The organism is Rathayibacter oskolensis (assembly GCF_900177245.1).
In the GTDB taxonomy this organism is placed as follows: domain Bacteria; phylum Actinomycetota; class Actinomycetes; order Actinomycetales; family Microbacteriaceae; genus Rathayibacter; species Rathayibacter oskolensis.
On record NZ_FXBM01000004.1, the window covers coordinates 65,596 to 83,640 of the forward strand.

Below are 18,045 nucleotides of genomic sequence, written 5' to 3' on the forward strand. Positions count from 1 at the left end.
TCGCGGCGGACCTGATCCGTCGGCTTCCCGTTGGTCTCGAGGTTGCCGGGATGGTGACGATCGGAAGTCCGCTCGCGCACGGTCGTTTCGATGTCGACAAGCTGCGCGAGAACCTCAAGGAGCCGCCGGCGAACCTCGCCTGGTGGGTGAACGTCTGGAACGCGCCCGATCCGGTGGCCGCGCATCGAGGGGTGTCCTCGGTGTTCCCCTGGCTGATCGACTTCCAGATCGCGACCAGGAACGCACCCGTCGACGTCCGCGCCCACTTCGCGGTGGAGTACCTCGCCAACGACGTCGTGGCCGCCGCTGTCGGCTTCGCCCTGTTCGGGTCGGCCTCCAAGGAGCTCATCCCTGTCGACCGAGGCGTCGACATCCCCCTCGACGGTGCTGAGCTCTACGCCCTTCTGGCCCTGCGCTACGCGCATCTCGCGAGGGCCCGGCTGGAGGGCGACGTGAGGGACCGTTTCGCCGGAGCGCTGCGGCATGTCCAGGCGGCCTCGGTCGATGCCATCGGGGACCGCAATGTCCGCGAGAACAGGCCGATGCCGTTCGCTCTCGCCCGTCTCGCGTTCGATCTGTCCGACCCTCGTGCTGACGTGCCGGAGCCCGGCCCGAGCGGATACCTCGAGAAGGAGGACGCGGTCGCCCTGATGACCGTCCTCGCGGCCGAGAACGTCATCCGACCTTTCGAGATAACCATCCCGAAAGAGATCTGGCCCGCCGCCATGTCCGATCTCACGGCAGAGATGGGTCTCAAGAGCACCTTCGGCGTCGACGTCTTCGCCTCTGCGAAGGAGGCCCAGGACGCCCTGGGAGGCGCTCGCGGCGTGAACTGGATCAAGTGGGGAGCGCTCGGAGTCGGAGCGGCCGCGATGATCGTGGCCACCGGCGGTCTGGCGCTCGCAGCCGGGGGCGGCCTGGCGGGAGCGGCCGTGATCACCAGCGCGTTGGCCAGTTTCGGGCCGGGCGGGATGATCGGCGGCCTTCTGACAGCGGGAGCTCTCGTCACCGCCGGCGGGGGCGGGATCGCGTTCGGTCTGGCGAGTCCCGGGACGTCTGCTGAAGCCCTCGAGGGATTCGTTCAGGGCCGGTTGGCGGCGGCGATCCTCCGGAGGCGCCAGGATCTCGACCCCGACCCCCAGGTGTGGCGGATCCTCGCGGAGACCGAGATCGAGGTGCGTCGTCAGTACGAGCGACTCGACGAGTTCTCGGACGAGTCCGCACCGGCACTCAAGGAGCTGAAGCGGAAGATCGACACGATCGATCGCGCGCTGACCTATCTGAGCGTCAACGGGTTCGAGCCGGACGAGGAGTTCTCGAACGCTGATAGGAGCGACTGACCGGTGGGGGTGACGATCCGTCGCCCGAAGGCGTGGTCGCAGGTGCCGGCGCGACCCCGATTGCGAGCTGCGGTCGAGCACTCCTTCGGGTGTCAGCAGCGATCATGACGACATGAACTTCGCCGAAGTAGCGGGCCGCATCGACGGCAACGTGCTCGGTCGACTGATGTACGGGCAGCGCGAGCTCTTCCACAGCAATCTCCTCGCATGGTTCTTCGACGCGTTGCCCGATTCGGCGGATGAGGTGTTCAGGCCCTTCAGCGCCGCGGGGGTGGGTTCGGCTCGCTCCGCCGAGCGCGAGCGTCAGAACATGGATCTCGTCCTGAGGTGGCCGGATCGCGCGCCGCTGGTCATCGAGAACAAGGTGTTCTCCCTGCCCGACCTCGCTCAACTGGACGAGTACGCGCGTCTCGCAGGCAGTTGGCGCGGCTCGCCACCCGCCTTCTGCCTCCTCGCGATGTCGGCACCGGATCTGCGCGTCGCCGAAGACGGGACGGAGGCGACGGAGAACGGTTGGAGGTACCTCGGTTACGCGGAGCTCGCCCGGCGGATCGAGAAGGCCCTTCCGGCGGATCAGTCGTACGAGGTCGAGACGATGCGCCGCTATGCGGCCCTCGTCGAGGATCTGCAGCACTTGGTCTCTTCTACCGACGTCGTGTCGGAGCAGGAGAGGGTCTGGCTCTCCGATGCAGAGCTGAGCGCGGTGAGCAGTTCGCAGACCCGCGCTGCACTGCAGAAGGCACGTGCTCAGCGCATCGCTCGGCTCATCAGCCGCGAGGTCCCCGGCCGTCATCGTGACGTCGAGCATGGAATGACTCGTTCCGTCGCGCTGGTCAGCTGCTTCGAGCACATCCGGATCCGAGGGGTCGACGCCTGGGCCGGCTGGCAGCTGCAGGGAGCGCAGTTCCGCCGGGCCGTCATCTTCGACGACCCTGCAGTGCGAGGAAGAGGTGCTGCGTTCTCGGAGCGGCGAGCCGCGCTGGCCCGTTCGCTCCCGGAACTCTTCGTGATGCCGACCGTCCTCGAGCTCGAGAGGGCGGGCCGCAACGAGTTCAACCACTACGCACCGGACTTCGTCTATCAGTACGGCAGAGTGCCGTCCCTCTCCGTTCGCCGACTACTCGACGCAGCGGCCGAGATCCATGCAGATCTCGCACGATTCGAGAGTGTCGACGATGGCGACCTGGTTGGCCGACACTCTTCCTCCGCCCGCGAAGACTGACCCGTGGCAGCATGCCCGCATGAGACTTCTGATCCTCGGCGGCACCGCCTGGCTCGGCCGGCAGCTCGCGACGGAGGCGCTCCACCGCGGTCACGACGTCACGTGCGTCGCCCGCGGCACCGATGTCCCACCGGGCGCCCGCCTCATCCGAGCCGACCGCGACCACGACGACGCGCTCACCTCCGTCGCCACCGAGTACTGGGACGCCGTCGTCGACGTCGCCCGGCAGCCCGGCCACGTGCGCCGCGCCGTCCGCGACCTGGCTCCGGTCGCCGACCGCTGCCTGTTCGTGTCGACCGGCAACGTCTACGCCTCCCAGGCCGAGATCGGAGTCGACGAGGACGCGCCGCTGCTGGCGCCCTTGGACTCCGACTCCTACACCGACCCCGACAGCTACGGCCCCGCCAAGGTCGCCTGCGAGCAGGCGATCCTTGCGGCGTTCGGGCCTTCACGGTCGCTCATCGCCCGGGCGGGCCTCCTCGGCGGACCCGGCGATCCGACCGGGCGCACCAGCTACTGGCCGTGGCGCTTCGCGCACCCCGCGGCGGAGGGCGCGGTGCTCGTGCCCGACGCTCCCGAGCTGCCCACCGCGGTGCTCGACGTCCGGGATCTCGCGGCATGGCTGGTGCATTGCGCGGAGGCGGGCACGGGTGGGGTCTTCAACGTCGCGGGGTCGCCGCTGCCGTTTCCCGAGCACCTCGCGGCCGCACGGGCAGCCGCAGGCTCCTCCGCGGAGCCCGTCCTCGCTCCCGAGCCGTGGCTGCTCGCTCACGGCGTGAACGAGTGGGCCGGGCCGCGCTCGCTGCCGCTCTGGCTGGCCGATCGCTCCTGGTACGCGATGAACGCGCGGTCGACGGCGCGGGCCGAGGCGGCGGGGCTGGTGCGGCGGGGGCTGGAGGAGACGCTGCGGGACGGGCTCGTTGCGCGAGTCGCGGCGGGTGCGGGGCTGGTCGACGCGGAGGAGCTTGAGCTGCTCGCAGTGCTTCGAGGCCAGGTGCCGACGCGGTCGGCGCAGAGGGAAGGGTGATGGGCTGCGATGGTCGGACGGGGATGTCGGATTCACGCCGGATCGGGATCCCTCGCCCTACGAGACATCGATCGAGACTAGGTTCGAGCCCGAGCGGCAAAGACCGCTCTCCATGGAACGCAGCACTGCTGTCCCCAAGTCCCACCTCCAGACAAGCATCCCGCCGACTGACGTGAGCGTTCACCCTGCTTCAGGGCAGGCAACGGGAGTGCGGCGGCTTGATCCTCGCCTCTTTGTCACCTTTTCAGTGATTGCGAAGTGGCTCCGGCTGTGGCGACAATGAGCGGCTTCTCAACCGGGCGGAGTGGGCTGCTACTCTTCCGTCCTCCCGAGCGATGACGCGGTCGTAATCACATCCTCGATTGGTTCCCGGTGCTGCTCAAGCTCTCCTCCCGTGCCCGCATAGCCATGCTCCTGTTACTGGCGCTCGTTCTGACCGGGTTACCCTCAGCCCCTGCTGCGGCGGCGACGGCGTTCGCCGCTGCGCCGATACCGACGATCACCGGGACGACGACGGTCGGGGCGACCTTGACGGCGAACAAGGGGACGTGGAGCCCGGTCCCGACGTTCACCTATCAGTGGAAGCGCGGGACGGCGCTGATCAGTGGGGCGACCGCGTCCACCTATAAGCCCGTCGCCGCTGACGTCGGCGCGACTCTGACCGTCACGGTGACCGGGACCAAGACCGGATACACGACCACGTCGAAGACCTCTGCTGCGACCGCGACGATCAAGGCTGCTGCGGCGACGGCGTTCACGGCTGCGCCGATACCGACGATCACCGGGACGACGACAGTGGGGGCGACCTTGACGGCGACCACGGGAACGTGGAATCCCGTGCCGTCGTTCACGTATCAGTGGAAGCGCGGGACGGCGCTGATCAGTGGGGCGACCGCGTTCACCTATAAGCCCGTCACCGCGGATGTCGGCGCGACCCTCACTGTCACGGTGACGGGAACCAAGACCGGATTCACCACGACGTCGAAGACGAGTGCTGCGACCGCAGCGATCAAGGCGCCGGCGGCGTTCACCGCTGCCCCGACTCCGACGATCACGGGGACGACGACGGTCGGGTCCACCCTGACTGCGAATGCCGGGACGTGGAGCCCGGTCCCGACGTTCACGTATCAGTGGAAGCGCGGGACGACGGTGATCAGTGGGGCGACTGCGTCCACTTACAAGCCGGTCACCGCCGATGTCGGCGCGACCGTGACCGTCACGGTGACCGGGACCAGGACCGGATACACCACCACCTCGAAGACCTCCGCCCCGACTGCGACGATCAAGGCTGTTGCGGCGACGGCGTTCACGGTTGCGCCGATTCCGACGATCACCGGGGCCGCGACCGTGGGGTCCACGCTGACTGCGAGTACCGGGACGTGGAGCCCGGTCCCGACGTTCACGTATCAGTGGAAGCGCGGGACGACGGTGATCAGTGGGGCGACCGCGTCCACTTACAAGCCGGTCACCGCCGATGTCGGCGCGACCCTGACCGTCACCGTGACCGGGACCAGGACCGGATACACCACCACCTCGAAGACCTCCGTCGCGACCGCGACGATCAAGGCTGCTGCGGCCACGGCGTTCACGGTTGCGCCGATTCCGACGATCACCGGGGCCGCGACCGTGGGGTCCACGCTGACTGCGAATGCCGGGACGTGGAGCCCGGTCCCGACGTTCACGTATCAGTGGAAGCGCGGGACGACGGTGATCAGTGGGGCGACCGCGTCCACCTATAAGCCCGTCACCGCTGACGTCGGCGCGACCCTGACCGTCACCGTGACCGGGACCAGGACCGGATACACCACCACCTCGAAGACCTCCGTCGCGACCGCGACGATCAAGGCTGCTGCGGCCACGGCGTTCACGGTTGCGCCGATTCCGACGATCACCGGGACCGCGACCGTGGGGTCCACGCTGACTGCGAATGCCGGGACGTGGAGCCCGGTCCCGACGTTCACGTATCAGTGGAAGCGCGGGACGACGGTGATCAGTGGGGCGACCGCGTCCACCTATAAGCCCGTCACCGCTGACGTCGGCGCGACCCTGACCGTCACGGTGACCGGGACCAGGACCGGATACACCACCACCTCGAAGACCTCCGTCGCGACCGCGACGATCAAGGCTGCTGCGGCCACGGCGTTCACGGTTGCGCCGATTCCGACGATCACCGGGACCATGACCGTGGGGTCCACGCTGACTGCGAATGCCGGGACGTGGAGCCCGGTCCCGACGTTCACGTATCAGTGGAAGCGCGGGACGACGGTGATCAGTGGGGCGACCGCGTCCACCTATAAGCCCGTCACCGCTGACGTCGGCGCGACCCTGACCGTCACGGTGACCGGGACCAAGACCGGATACACCACCACCACGAAAACCTCCGCACCAACGCCGTCTGTTCAGAGCGCGCAGCTCGAGTTCACAACGACCCCGACACCGCGAATCGCCGGGCTGGGTCGCATCGGCTCTACTCTCGAGGCGCGAGACGCCACCTCATGGTCTCCCATGCCGACCATTTCGTACCAGTGGGAGCGCGATGGAATAGCAATCCCAGGCGCTTCAGCCCCGAGCTATCAGATAGTACTGGCGGACGCAGGTGCCTCGATCACCGTCGCAGTAACGGGGACATTGCCCGGCTATCGAACGACTACTAAGTCCAGCGAAGGTCTTCGCGCATGGGACTCGACGGAGACCGGAACGTGCGGTCCAGCGAAAGACGACGGAAAGCGGGTAATCCGCGTCTCGGAGGATGTCACGCAGAACACGACGTGGTCGACATCCGCAGTCGATGTCGTGCGCTTCTGCCAAACACCAGCGGGCTACGGTCCGGCCATCTCTGCAGGCACGACGGTGAAGTTCGAGGCCGGCGTAACTGTTGAACTCTATGCCACGTTGGCTGTCATGGGCACGGCCAACTTCGCCGGCACGCCGACGTCGCATATCAACCTCAAAACCTCTCCGTACGCAGGGGGCTCTATAAACACGACCCTGCGCGGAGGTACCTTGCTTGCTGATTACGTTGATTCCAATAACGTCAGCATCGCTGCCCCGTGTGGGAGTGTAATGGTGAACAATTCCTCCTTCGGCTCGATCAGTGCAAAGGCGGACGGGCTTGTTCTGTCTAAGGAGCAGGGCTCAGTCTGCGAAGCGTCGCAAAAAGAACTGACGGTCCGTGACTCGCGAATCAACAGTGTAGACATCACCAGTTGGGTCAGCTCAATCGTTCTCGAGAACAACGACATCGCCAACAACGTCGACATCCTCCACAACAGAGGGGTCGATGCCTGGGCCGCGCAGTCCTCTGGACGCGCCGTTGTGACTGACAATGAGATTCACGGCCGAAACGGCTTCAGCTACATGGATGACTGTAAGGTCATGTGCGCGAGTATGCCGCTTTCCCTAGTCGGCAACGAGTTGACCGAACAGAATGCCAAGTTCCAGGTTCTCTGGGCCAACCTGTCCAATGGGTCGCTCGCCAACAATTCCGGCCCGAATCCTGAGCTCTACGAATTCTGGGACATAACAGTCTTGGGATCTTTGAATTGGCCGATCGGAAGCATTGACGAGTCGCCGGAACTGATGCGGGTGGCGCCGGAAGCGACTCTGGTTGTGAGAGCTGGGTACGACTTCGTGGCGCAGAACCTATCAGTGGCGGGTGCGTTCCGGTTCGAGGGCGGTGCGGCGAATAAGGGAGTCTATCGAGGTGAGAACCGGGAGGGTGCGGCAACCTACGGCTCGATCTCGGTGGGCCCGAGCGCCAAGGTCGACTTCACCAACGTGGAATTCCGAGCCCTCAGGGATATCAGAGTGGAAGGCGAACTCTCGATCTTGGACTCAACGTTCGTCGAGCCGACTGGAGTTCCGAACGATTACAAATCGTCGATGTACTTCAAGAACGACCCGGCCGTTATTCATCAGGTCGGTGGAAGTATCTACCTCGACGCAGATTACGTAAGGACCCCGCGCCTACTCACACAATACGAGGGCACCGCTATCATTCGCGGCCACTTCATTGAGCCGCGGGCCGATATCAACCTCATTCAGACATGTGAATGGGAGGTAGACCAGTGTTTCGTGGATGCGCGCGACGTCGACTGGTCCGACTCTGATGGACCGTTCCCTGCCGCAGCGAACGCTGATCCTCTTGCGGAACCTCCGACTGCTCGCTTTTGCGGTGCAGGTGTGGTCTGGCCTTGGATCGGCTCGGACGAGAGTGACAGCGGTCAATGGATCGGTGGATGCGACGGAGTGGACTACAGCCCCTACGTAGCGATCGAAGAAGCGCGGGATCGGTACGATGCGTCACTTGCCGGTTTCCGTGCGATGTGTGCAGAAGACGCGACCTATTTCGCCGAAGCATGTACGGTCGTTGAGGACTCGCAACGCTGTTACAACGCTGCAATGGAACTCGCACAAGAGAGTTCGACGTTTCCCCTCGAGCCCGATGTCGAGGATGTCGCGACAGAGACGGCCGCTGGCGCGGTCAAGGCGCTCGAAACGCTTGATCGCCCGTCGCTCAGACTGCCGGTCGCCGGGGTGGGCCTCGCGCTGACAGCCCATCAGATCACGTCAACAGTGCTCAACGTCCGCGACGCTTACAGCCAATGCACTCCATAGCACTGAACAGCGCTTGGTAAGGCATGCATGCGCGCGACCTTTGAGTAAGGGCGACGAATTCTCCCGATGCGAGGTCTCCTACAAGGGCGTCGATCCAGTCGAATACGGCGACTGACGCAGTTGCTTCGCTCCTCACGATGATCGTCTTCTCTGGCGCGAGCCTGGAGACCTCCGACGACCACCGACCCGGTCGGATGTCTATCGGTTTCCCCGCCTCCCGTTAGAGCGGCGCTCGTCGCTTCCCGGCTCGGACCTCGCCGCACGCGACGCCGCGCCTCACAGCGGACTGCTGGCGCAGACTCGGCCGCGTCCGGCTTCTCGTCGCTGGCCGTCGTCGTCTCCGCCGGGTCTTCTCATCTGCGTCAGCGGCTCGGTTGCCGCGAACGCGCCGTCGCCGGCGGCAGCGAGCTCGACGGAGCCATGTGGCGTCGTCGATGGAGCGGCCGACGACGGAGCGCGCGCTCGCTGCGCAGGTGGGGCGGTTCACCTCGCTGACGCTGCCGGAGGGTGCCGGCGCGCTGCACGTGACTGAGGCGTCCGCCTGACGGCGCTCGGGCCCGTCTCTCGAGATATTCGCCTCCGGAGGGACCGAGCGGCGTGGAGTGCGGGCGCCGGTGCGGTGAGGTGCCCGGCAGCGCGGGATGCGGAGGACGGTTGGGGCGTTGTTGGCATCTCCGCGATGTGCGGCCGGAGCGGAGTGCCGCAGGAGTGCAGGCTGCTCGAGCAGGCCTGCCTCCGCGCAGTGCACGCCGACGAGCGAAGGGCCGGGGGCGCCGCGACCTGCGGAACGGGACGTCTGACAACGTCCGTCCGCCGATCACGGCGACCCCGGCCCTCCGCGCGGGTGACCCTAGAGGGTCAGCTGCACGCCGTCAGCGACGCGACCCCCTCCGACAGCGTGCCCGTGCCGCCGAGCAGCACGACCTTCGTGGCGCCGAGGGTCTCGATGTCGTCGAGGACGGGCTGGGGCACGCAGTCGGGCTTCACGGTGTAGAGCGGGTTCTTGGTGAAGCCGGCGGCGGCCGCTCCGGAGAGGGCGTCGGGGAAGTTCTCGCCGGTGGCGAGGTAGACCGTCGACGCGGCGGTGAAGGCGGCGCGGTTGAGCTGGACCGACGTGTCGTAGCGGTCGACGCCTCCGATGCGGGTGGGCTCGAGGCGGAACGAGGTCTCGATGCCGGTGCTGACCGAGAGGGGGTCACCGGCGATCGTCAGCTTCTTGACGCCGAGACCCGACACGAGGCTCTTCGTGGTCGCGTCGGCAGCGCTGAGTCCGCCGTTGATCAGGAGGACGGGCGCTCGGACCGAGCCGGCCGCGGCTGCGGCCGCGAGGGCGTCGGGGAACTTCTCGCCGGTGGCGAGCCAGGCCTGCGAGGAGCCCTTCGGGAAGGCGGCCTCGACGAGCTTCGCGGCGGTCTCGTAGCGATCGACGCCTCCGATGCGCTGGACCTCACCGGTCTTCGCGTAGGCGGCGAGCTCGGTCGCGAGGCGCTCGCTGACGCTCAGGTCGGAGCCGACGACGACGATCTTGCTCGGCTTGAGGCGGCGCAGCTCGTCGCGGACCGGCTGCGACATGGAGTCGCGGTCGACCAGCAGCAGCGGTCCGTTCTGCTTCGCGGCGGCGGGCCCGGCGGCGAGAGCGTCGGGGAAGTTGCCGCCGGTGGCGATGAAGACGACGGGCACGTTGGCCGCGAACGTCGCGGCCGAGACCTTCGCGGCGGTGTCCTGGCGGTCGACTCCGGCGATGCGGGTGACGGTCACGGGTCCCCCGGGGGTCGGGGTGCTGGTCGGAGTGGGTGTCGCGGTGGGAGTGGCGGTCGCCGTGGGCGTCGCGGTCGGAGTTGCCGTCGGCGTCGACGTCGCGGTCGGAGTCGGCGTGGGGGTCGATCCGCCACCGCACGACTGCGGGGTGACGCGGTAGCGGTACTGCACGTTCGCCGAGCTGTCGGCCCAGACCACGAGGGTGTCGCCCAACTCGACGTCCACCGAGTCGAAGGCGAACACGCCGCCCGAAGCGGGGACGGTCTGCTCCTCGACGGTGGCGTTGTTGACGGCGAGACCGACGACCACGGTCTCGGCCGAGGGGGTCGATGACCCGGTGGTGCCGGAGACGATCGCGCTGACCGGGCCGTCGTCGTCGCAGGTGACCGCGGTCGAGGCGGTCGGAGCGGCGGCGGCGGCGCTGAGCGCGGGGGTCAGACCCACGGAGGCGGCGATCAGCGCGGCGGCGACCAGGGCGAGCCGTGAGCGGCGCGGGGCCTTCACGGGGCCACCACCGAAGAGGGGAGCAGGCAGGAGAGGTGGAGCGATGACGACATCGTGTCGCTTTCTCGAGAGGGCGGATCGGTCCGTCCACGTCCACCATCGGCGAGACCGCCTCCGCGCGACGACGCGACGGTGCGTGCGCGATGCCGGGCACCCCAGGGGCGCGGATCGGTGCTCGAAAGCTACCGATGCGCTCGTGTCCCGGGCAATGGGAAACGACTCCGTGACCCCGAAGGGGGGTGCGTGGAGGGGCGGCCGGGAGGCACCGTGCCCGCCTTCCGATGCAGAGACCGTCGCCCGGGTTCCTCCTCGAGGTCGACTCGGAGGAGCTCGAATGCGCGGCCGTCAGCGAGCCCTGCCAGGACGCGGTCGACGTCCTCGGCGACGGGCACCGGGGCCGGGAGGCGGGTGCTCACGCGCACTGACGCCGGACGCTCCCGCCGACCCGATAGCACGTCTATTCGTCCCCCCGCCTCCCATTAGAGTGGCGCTCATCGCTTCCCGGCCCGGACCTCGCCGCACGCCCCGCCGTGCCTCGCCGTGGGCTGCGCGCGCAGGCTCGGCCGCGTCGAGCCTCGCCTCGCTGGCCGCCGTCGTCGCCGTGGCGTCGGGCCTTGTCATCGGGGTCACCGGATCGGTCGCCGCGACCACTGACGCGGCGGCCCGCGAGGCCGTCGACGGCGCCATCGGGCTCGACGGGGCCGTCGTGATCACGGCCGACACCGCCTCCGACGCCGCGCAGCAGGACGCGGCGGTGCGCGAGCTGCTCGCCGACCGCTTCACCTCGGCCGACATCACCCGCTCCGAGACCGCCGGACCGATCGCGGTCGACGGCGTCGCCTCCGGAGTCGAGTTCGTCGCCGACCCGGGCCTGCCCGACGCGGCGACGCTCGTCGACGGCGCCTGGCCCGCCGCCGGGCAGACCGCGGTGCAGGCCTCGGCCGCGCAGGCGCTCGGCCTGGCCGTCGGCGACACCGTCACGGCAGAGGGCGCCGACCTCGAGGTCAGCGGCACGTGGCAGCCGACCGACCCCCTCGCGCCGCGCTGGGCGGCGGTCCCCGCCTCCACCTCCGGCCGCGACGGCGACACCGCCGGCCCCCTCCTCGTCACCGCGGACGAGCTCGCCGGCCCGTCGACCTCGCGATGGGTCGTCGTCCCCGGCGACCAGAGCCTCGCCGACGTCGCGCGGGCGGCCGACCGGGCTGCGCTCACCGACGCCTTCGCGGTGTCGGGGGCGGCGGGCGCGGTCACCGTCTCGGGCGGGCTGGCCGAGACGGCGGCGCGGGCGGTGCGCACGTCGGACGCGGCGGCAGGGCTCACGGCGGCGGCACTCCTCCTTCTTCTCGTCGTCGTGATCGTGGGCAGCAGCCGGCTGATCGTGCTGGGCGCCCGGCGCCGCGCGAGCGCCGACGAGCTGCTGCGGGCGCGGGGGGCGTCGCGCGGGCAGCTGATCCGCTGGTCGATGGGCGAGGTCGTCGCGGTCGCGGCACCCGCGGCGGTGATCGGCGCGGTCGTCGGCCACCTCGTCTCCACCGTCGTCACGCCCCAGGCGGGCTGGTCTCTCGAGGGCGTGCTCGGAGTCGTCGCCCTCGTCGCCGCCCTGATCGTCACGGCCGCCGTGCAGCCCGTGCCGCTGACCCGTCCCCGGAGGCGGTCGGCCGGCGCACTTCGCGGGGTCGGCATCGCGCTCCTCCTCGCGGCGGCGGCCGTCGCGGTCTGGCAGCTCGACTCCGCCACGGGCGAGCTCGGGGTCGCGGGGATCGCCGCGGTGCCGCTGCTCGTGCTGGCGCTCGCGCTCGCGGCGACGGCCGGCGCCTCGGCCTGGGTGCTGCGGCGCACCCGGCTCGGGCGCACCACCCGCGCCCCGTGGCTGTTCGTGGCGCTGCGCTCGCTGCGGGCGCGTGCCACCTCGTTCTCGGCCACGGCGCTGGTGGTCGTGCTCGCCTCCGCCCTCTGCGTCGCGGCCGCGGTGCTGCCGGCGGCGGTCACGACTGCCGAGCGGTCGGTCGCGGTCGACGAGAACGGGGCCGAACTCAGGGCGGGCTTCGCGCTCGGGCCGATCGTGACGGTCGGCGACGAGCCCGCCCCGGTCGCGGTGATCGCGGAGGCGCCCGAGGTCGCGGCCGCTGCGGCGGTGCTCACGACCGACGTCGAGGTGGGTGACGACCAGCTCACCGCGGTGGTGCTGCCCGCGGCCCGGGCGGAGGCGCTCACCGGCATCGCCTTCGCTCCCCGGTCGCAGCGGCCGAGCGGAATCGGCGGGACCGCCGTCGGGATCGGCATCGGGATCACCTCGAGGGGCTTCGGCGGGACGCTCTCGGGCACGGCCTGGCTCGCATCGGCTGACGGCGCGCTCGCGGCGATCGACCTCGGCGCAGCTCCCGTCGGCGCCGAGGCCGTGCTCACCGGGGCTCTGCCCGCGGGCTTCGCCGACGCGGAGCTGCTCACGATCGACCTCCGACTCGAGGGCGCCGACTCGGCGACCGTCACGCTCGACGAGGTCTCGGGGCTCGATGCCCAGGGCGCGGCGACGGCCGAGATCGCCGCCGACCGGCTCTCGCGCGACGCCTTCTCGCTCTCGTCGGGGCAGCAGCGGGCCACGATCGTGGTCGACGGCACCGACGCGCCGCTCCCCGTCGCGCTGAGCGCCTCCGCGGCCGCGCTGCTCGGACTCGCCGTCGGCGACGAGCTCGACGTGAGCCGCACCTCGGGTCGCGACCTGCCGGCGACGGTCGCGGCGATCGTGCCGGTCGTGCCCGGGGCCGAGGGCGCGCGCTCGCTCGCGATCGACACCGCCGACTTCGCGCGGGCGAGCCTCGACTCGTCGAGCTCGCTGCCGACTCCGTCCGATGTCTGGGTGGCGACCGACGATCCGAAGGCGGTCGCGAGGGTCGTGGCGGCGAACGCCGACTCGTCGTGGACGGTGCGCGGGGGCGGATCGCCGTTCGTCTCGGCGGGCGTCGCCGTCTGGGGTGTCGCGGCGGCGGTCGCGGTGCTGATGGCGCTCGTCGCCCTCGCCGCGAACGGCGCGCTGCTGCGACGCCTCCGCGCGGGCGACGAGGCCGCGCTCGCCGCGCTCGGACTCACCGCGCGCGAGCGCCGCGCCCGCCGACTCGTCGAGAACGGGATCGTCGCGGGTGCCTCGGTGATCGCGGGCGCCCTGGTGGGCGCTGCCGCCTCGGCGCTCTGCCTGCCCGCGGCGTCGGCACTCGCCGTCGGAGGCGCGACCCGGCCCGCCCCGCTCTCGGCCGTCGACGGGCCGCTGCTGCTCGGGCTGCTCGGCGCGCTGCTGGTCGCGGTGGTCGGCGGAGTCGTCGCCGCCTCCCACGAGCGCCGGGACACGACCACGGGAGCACGCCGGTGAGCGCGCACACGCCGCGCGCGGCCGCAGCGGCCCCGGCGATGACCGTCGCGCTCGCGGTGCTCAGCCTGATCGTCGCCGCCGCGCTCGTGCTCCTCCCGGCCCTGGGCGCCCGCTCGGCGACCGCGGCCCTGCGCGACGACCTCGGGCAGGCGGGGCCCGCGCGGCTCGACGTCACCGCCGAGGGAACCCTCGGCATCCTGCCGGGAGCGGGCGACGGCACTCTGCCCGACGGGGTCGACGAGGTCTGGGGCGCGCTCGACTCCTCCCTCCGGGATCTCGGCGCGGCGCAACCGCTGCCGCTCGCCTCGGCCCTCGGCGAGCCGGGCGCGGCGACCGTGCTCGACGCGGTCCCCGTCTCGGCGGAGCCGGGCGGGCCTCCGGTGCGCGCATCGCAGCTCGCGCTCGCGGCCGAGCCCGGGCTCGCCGCCGATGTCGAGGTGACGGAGGGGTCGCTGCCCGGCCCGGCAGCGTCGGGCGGCACGATCCCGATCGCCCTCGGTGCCGCGGTGGCCACCGAGATGGTGTGGGCGGTCGGCGAGCGGCGGCTGCTCTCGCTGCCACCGGGAGGCACTGTGACGGTCGAGCTGACCGGCACGTTCGAGGGGCGCGACGACCGGGCGCCGGTCTGGCGCCACGTCGCCGACGCGCTGCGACCCGCCCTGATCTCGGCCGGCGCCGACGGCACCATCGCCCGCGGGACGGCGCTGATCGATCCGGCCTCGGCCTCGATCCTCGACGTGCTGCCGATCCCCGCCCGCACAATCGCCTGGTACCCGGTGTCGATCGACGAGATCGAGGGCCCGGAGGCGGAGCTGCTCGCCCAGCAGGCGCGCACCTTCACGGGCCGGCAGCAGGAGCTCGCCGGGGGAGCCGACCCGGGCTACAGCTTCACCACCTCGCTGCCCTCGCTGCTCGACGACGCGATCGCGGCGCAGCGCGAGAGCGACGGCTTCGTCTGGACGGCGGTCAGCGGGCCGGCGGTGGGCGGCGGCGTGGTGCTCGCGCTGATCGTGCTGCTGCTCGTGCGGGCGCGCGAGCCGGGGCTCGCGGTGCTCGAGGCCCGCGGCGCGTCGGCGGCTCGGCGGAGGCTCGCGCTGGCCGGCGAGGCGGCGGTCGCCTCGGCCGCGGGTGCCGCCGTCGGGGCGAGCGCCGGGGTGGCGGTCTCGCTGCAGCTGACCGGCGGAGTCGTGATCGAGGGCTGGGCGGTCGCGGCGGTGTGCGCGCTGATCGTGGTCGCCGCGGGTGGCGCCGCACTCGGTCACCGGTCGGCGCTCGTGGTGCGCGGCGACCGCCACCCTCTGCTGCGCCCCGGCGCCGAGGCGCTGCTCGTGCTGGCGACCCTCGCGGCGGTGCTGGCGCTCGTGCAGCGGGCGCCGCTGCCGTTCGCGGGCGTGCTCGCCCCGGCCCTGCTCGCGGTGACGGGGGCGGTCGGTGCGGCGCGCCTCCTGCCCGCGGTGCTCGGCGTCGTGCGTCGGCGGGGGCGGGCCGGCACCGGGTCGCTGGCGCTGCTCGCCTCCTCCCGGGCCGACGGCGCGCTCGTGGTCGTCGGGGTCGCCGGTGCGCTCGCGGTCGCCCTGTTCTCGGGGGCGCTGCTGACGACGGTGCGCGCGGCGGTCGTCGAGCAGGCGTCGGCCGATGTCGGCGCCGATCTCGCGGTGCGCGGGCCGGGGCTGACGGCCGCGGGCGTCGCCGAGCTGGCCGCCGTGCCCGGAGTCGCGGACGTGGCCGCGGTGGTCGCCGACGACCCCGCGACGGTGACCGTCGGGGCGTCGCGGTCGCCGATGCGGATCGTCGTGGTCGACTCCGCAGCGCTCGTGCGGGTGCAGGCGGGCCTCGCCGATCGGCTGCGGGTGCCCGACGGGTTCGCGGCGACGGAGGCGGACGGCACGGTCCCGGTGATCGCCTCGCGGTCGGCGGCGGCCGAGATCGGCGACGCCGAGCTGTCGCTCAGGGGCCACGACCTGGCGGTGGTCGCGACGGCCGACGACGCGTCGCCGCTGACGAGCGCGTCGACGTGGCTGCTGGTCGACACCGCGACGGCGCTCGAGCTGCGGATCCAGCCCGGCGCCGCCGACGTGGTGCTGGTGGGGCTCGACGACCCGGCGGCGGCCGACGCGGTGCGCGCGGCGCTCGGGCCCGACGCCGACGTGCGGACCGCGGAGGGAGTCGCGGCGCAGCGGCTCGGCAACGCGCGGGTCGTCGCCGAGCAGATCGCGCTGGTCGGAGGCGTCGCCGGCGGAGTCGTCGCGGCGTCGGCCGTGCTGCTGCTCGCGGCCCTCGCCTCCGCGGGCGCCCGGCGACGCAGAGCGGCGGTGCTCACGGCACTCGGGATGCCCCGCTCGCGGATCGCGGCGCTCGCCGTGGCGAGTGCGACTCCGCCCGCCGCGATCGGAGCCCTCGCGGGAGTGCTCGTGGGGCTCGTGCTGCCCTTCGCGCTCGTACCGCTGCTCGCCCTCCCGTCGCTCGACGAGGCGGCGGTGCTCGTCGATCCGGTGACGGCGCTCGTCACTGTCGCCGCCTTCCTCCTCGCGGCGGGCATCACCGTCGCCGCCACCACCACTCCGAGAGGCCCCCGCCGATGACTCCACCCGCCGTGCTGTGCTCGGGGCTCGTGCGCATCTTCACCACCGCCGGGGTCGAGGTGCAGGCGCTCCAGGGGCTCGATCTGCTCGTCGAGCGGGGGGAGCTGCTGGCGATCGTCGGCGCCTCCGGTTCGGGCAAGTCGACGCTGCTGGGGATCCTCTCGGGGCTCGACACCCCGACGGCCGGCCGGGTCGAGGTGGCCGGGCGCGACGTGCTCACGCTGACCGAGCGGCAGCGCGTCGACTTCCGGCGCCGCACGGTCGGCTTCGTCTGGCAGCAGACGGCGCGCAACCTGCTGCCGTACTTGAGCGTGGAGGAGAACATCCGGGTGGTCGCGGCGGTCGCCCGCGGGCCGCGCCGCCTCCGTGCGCAGCGGGTCGACGAGATGGTGGGGCTGCTGGGGCTCGGCGCGGTGCGCGACCGGCGTCCGGTCGCGCTGTCGGGCGGGCAGCAGCAGCGCGCGGCGATCGCGGTCGCGCTGGTCAACGAGCCCGACGTGCTGCTCACCGACGAGCCGACCGGCGAGCTCGACGAGGCGGCGACGGTCGACGTGCTCGAGGCGCTGCGCAGCATCAACCGCGAGAACGGGGTGACGACGGTGATCGTGACGCACGACTCCGGAGTGTCGGACCACGTCAGCCGGACGGTGCGGATCCGCGACGGGCGCACCTCGACCGAGACGCTGCGGCGGCTCTCGGGCGGCGAGCAGGCGGCCGAGGAGTTCGCGGTGCTCGACCGGTTCGGACGGCTGCAGCTGCCGGAGGAGTTCACCGGCGCTCTCGGGCTGCGCGACCGGGTGCGGCTGGGGCTCGAGGCGGACCACATCCGGGTGGAATCGGGGAGGGAGGCGGGGGAGCCGGAGCCGGAGGCGGCGCCCGACGCCGTCGTGCCCGACCCGCCGCGCCGTCGCGGCCGCCACTCCCTCCCGGAAGGAGACGCCTCGTGACCGTTCTCGACGCGCAGGACCTGCACCGTGTCTTCCCCACCCCGGCGGGCGACGTCGTCGGCTGCGCGGGAGTGTCGCTCTCGGTGGCCGAGGGCGAGCTCGTGGTGGTGCGCGGCGCCTCCGGAGCGGGCAAGACGACGCTGCTCTCGATGCTCGCCACGGTCGACCGGCCGACGAGCGGGCGGGTGCTGATCGAGGGCGCCGACGTCGCCGGTCTCGACGAGCGGAGGCTCGCGGAGCTGCGCCGGAGTGCCCTCGGCATCGTGTTCCAGGACTTCGCGCTGCTCGAGGACCTCACCGCGCGCGAGAACGTCGAGATGCCGCTGCGGCTGCTGCAGACCGAGCAGGAGGAGCGCGATCGGCGCGTCGAGGAGGCGCTCGTAGCGGTCGCGCTCGACGAGCACGGCGATCAGCGCCCCGATCAGCTCTCGGGCGGCCAGCGCCAGCGCGTCGCGATCGCGCGGGCGCTCGTCGCCCGGCCGCGCCTGCTCATCGCCGACGAGCCGACCGCCCAGCTCGACAGCGCGACCGCGACCCGCGTCATCGACCTGCTGCTCGCCTCCGTGCGCTCGGGCTCGCTCGCCGCCGTCGTCGCGACCCACGACCCGGCGGTCGCCGACCGCGCCGACCGCGTGCTGACCCTCCGCGACGGTCGGCCCGCCTGACGACATCGGAGGCGTCGGA

General features: G+C 71.4%; 10 protein-coding genes. 9 read left to right on the top strand and 1 reads right to left on the bottom strand.

Annotation, left to right across the window (positions count from 1 at the left end):
• Window positions 1–50: 50 nt before the first annotated feature.
• From B9Y99_RS17495 to B9Y99_RS17510, 4 genes are all read left to right on the top strand, one after another.
• On the top strand, window positions 51–1,340 hold the full coding sequence (locus B9Y99_RS17495) for a hypothetical protein (RefSeq protein WP_244275041.1): 1,290 nt from the start codon (window positions 51–53) through the stop codon (window positions 1,338–1,340).
• Window positions 1,341–1,452: 112 nt separating this feature from the next.
• The gene (locus B9Y99_RS17500; protein ID WP_085477937.1) at window positions 1,453–2,562 is read left to right on the top strand and encodes a PDDEXK-like family protein; all 1,110 of its coding nucleotides are present in this window, start codon (window positions 1,453–1,455) and stop codon (window positions 2,560–2,562) included.
• Window positions 2,563–2,581: 19 nt separating this feature from the next.
• A complete protein-coding gene (locus tag B9Y99_RS17505) occupies window positions 2,582–3,589 on the top strand; it encodes an NAD-dependent epimerase/dehydratase family protein (protein WP_085477938.1) in 1,008 nt (335 codons plus the stop codon).
• Between the two features lie 372 nt (window positions 3,590–3,961).
• Window positions 3,962–8,206 (top strand): hypothetical protein, encoded by a 4,245-nt coding sequence (locus B9Y99_RS17510; protein ID WP_085477939.1) that lies wholly within the window; start codon window positions 3,962–3,964, stop codon window positions 8,204–8,206.
• A gap of 858 nt (window positions 8,207–9,064) precedes the next feature.
• On the opposite strand, the gene B9Y99_RS18925 is transcribed toward B9Y99_RS17510, so the two are convergent.
• Window positions 9,065–10,468 (bottom strand): cell wall-binding repeat-containing protein, encoded by a 1,404-nt coding sequence (locus tag B9Y99_RS18925; RefSeq protein WP_165759673.1) that lies wholly within the window; start codon window positions 10,466–10,468, stop codon window positions 9,065–9,067.
• A gap of 281 nt (window positions 10,469–10,749) precedes the next feature.
• On the opposite strand from B9Y99_RS18925, the gene B9Y99_RS18930 reads away from it, so the two are divergent.
• The 5 genes from B9Y99_RS18930 to B9Y99_RS17535 are packed head-to-tail and all read left to right on the top strand — an operon-like array spanning window position 10,750 to window position 18,026.
• Entirely contained in the window at window positions 10,750–10,893 is a 144-nt protein-coding gene (locus tag B9Y99_RS18930; RefSeq protein WP_165759674.1) for a hypothetical protein, read from the top strand.
• 59 nt (window positions 10,894–10,952) lie between these two features.
• Window positions 10,953–13,832 carry a hypothetical protein gene (locus B9Y99_RS17520; protein ID WP_085477941.1) on the top strand — a complete coding sequence of 960 codons (2,880 nt, stop codon included), beginning with the start codon at window positions 10,953–10,955 and terminating at the stop codon, window positions 13,830–13,832.
• Window positions 13,829–16,414 carry an FtsX-like permease family protein gene (locus B9Y99_RS17525; RefSeq protein ID WP_085477942.1) on the top strand — a complete coding sequence of 862 codons (2,586 nt, stop codon included), beginning with the start codon at window positions 13,829–13,831 and terminating at the stop codon, window positions 16,412–16,414. Before B9Y99_RS17520 ends, B9Y99_RS17525 begins: the two co-directional genes overlap by 4 nt.
• Complete coding sequence (locus B9Y99_RS17530; protein WP_085477943.1) at window positions 16,411–17,361, top strand: ABC transporter ATP-binding protein; 951 nt, start codon at window positions 16,411–16,413, stop codon at window positions 17,359–17,361. Before B9Y99_RS17525 ends, B9Y99_RS17530 begins: the two co-directional genes overlap by 4 nt.
• Window positions 17,358–18,026 (top strand): ABC transporter ATP-binding protein, encoded by a 669-nt coding sequence (locus B9Y99_RS17535; protein ID WP_165759676.1) that lies wholly within the window; start codon window positions 17,358–17,360, stop codon window positions 18,024–18,026. The genes B9Y99_RS17530 and B9Y99_RS17535 overlap by 4 nt, the downstream gene beginning before the upstream one ends.
• Window positions 18,027–18,045: the final 19 nt, after the last annotated feature.

Excerpts from the sequence above, each read along its gene's own strand:
- B9Y99_RS17500 (WP_085477937.1), top strand. The coding sequence starts at position 1,453 with ATGAACTTCGCCGAAGTAGCGGGCCGCATCGACGGCAACGTGCTCGGT.
- B9Y99_RS18930 (WP_165759674.1), top strand. The coding sequence starts at position 10,750 with ATGCAGAGACCGTCGCCCGGGTTCCTCCTCGAGGTCGACTCGGAGGAG.
- B9Y99_RS17495 (WP_244275041.1), top strand. The coding sequence starts at position 51 with ATGGTGACGATCGGAAGTCCGCTCGCGCACGGTCGTTTCGATGTCGAC.
- B9Y99_RS17505 (WP_085477938.1), top strand. The coding sequence starts at position 2,582 with ATGAGACTTCTGATCCTCGGCGGCACCGCCTGGCTCGGCCGGCAGCTC.
- B9Y99_RS17530 (WP_085477943.1), top strand. The coding sequence starts at position 16,411 with ATGACTCCACCCGCCGTGCTGTGCTCGGGGCTCGTGCGCATCTTCACC.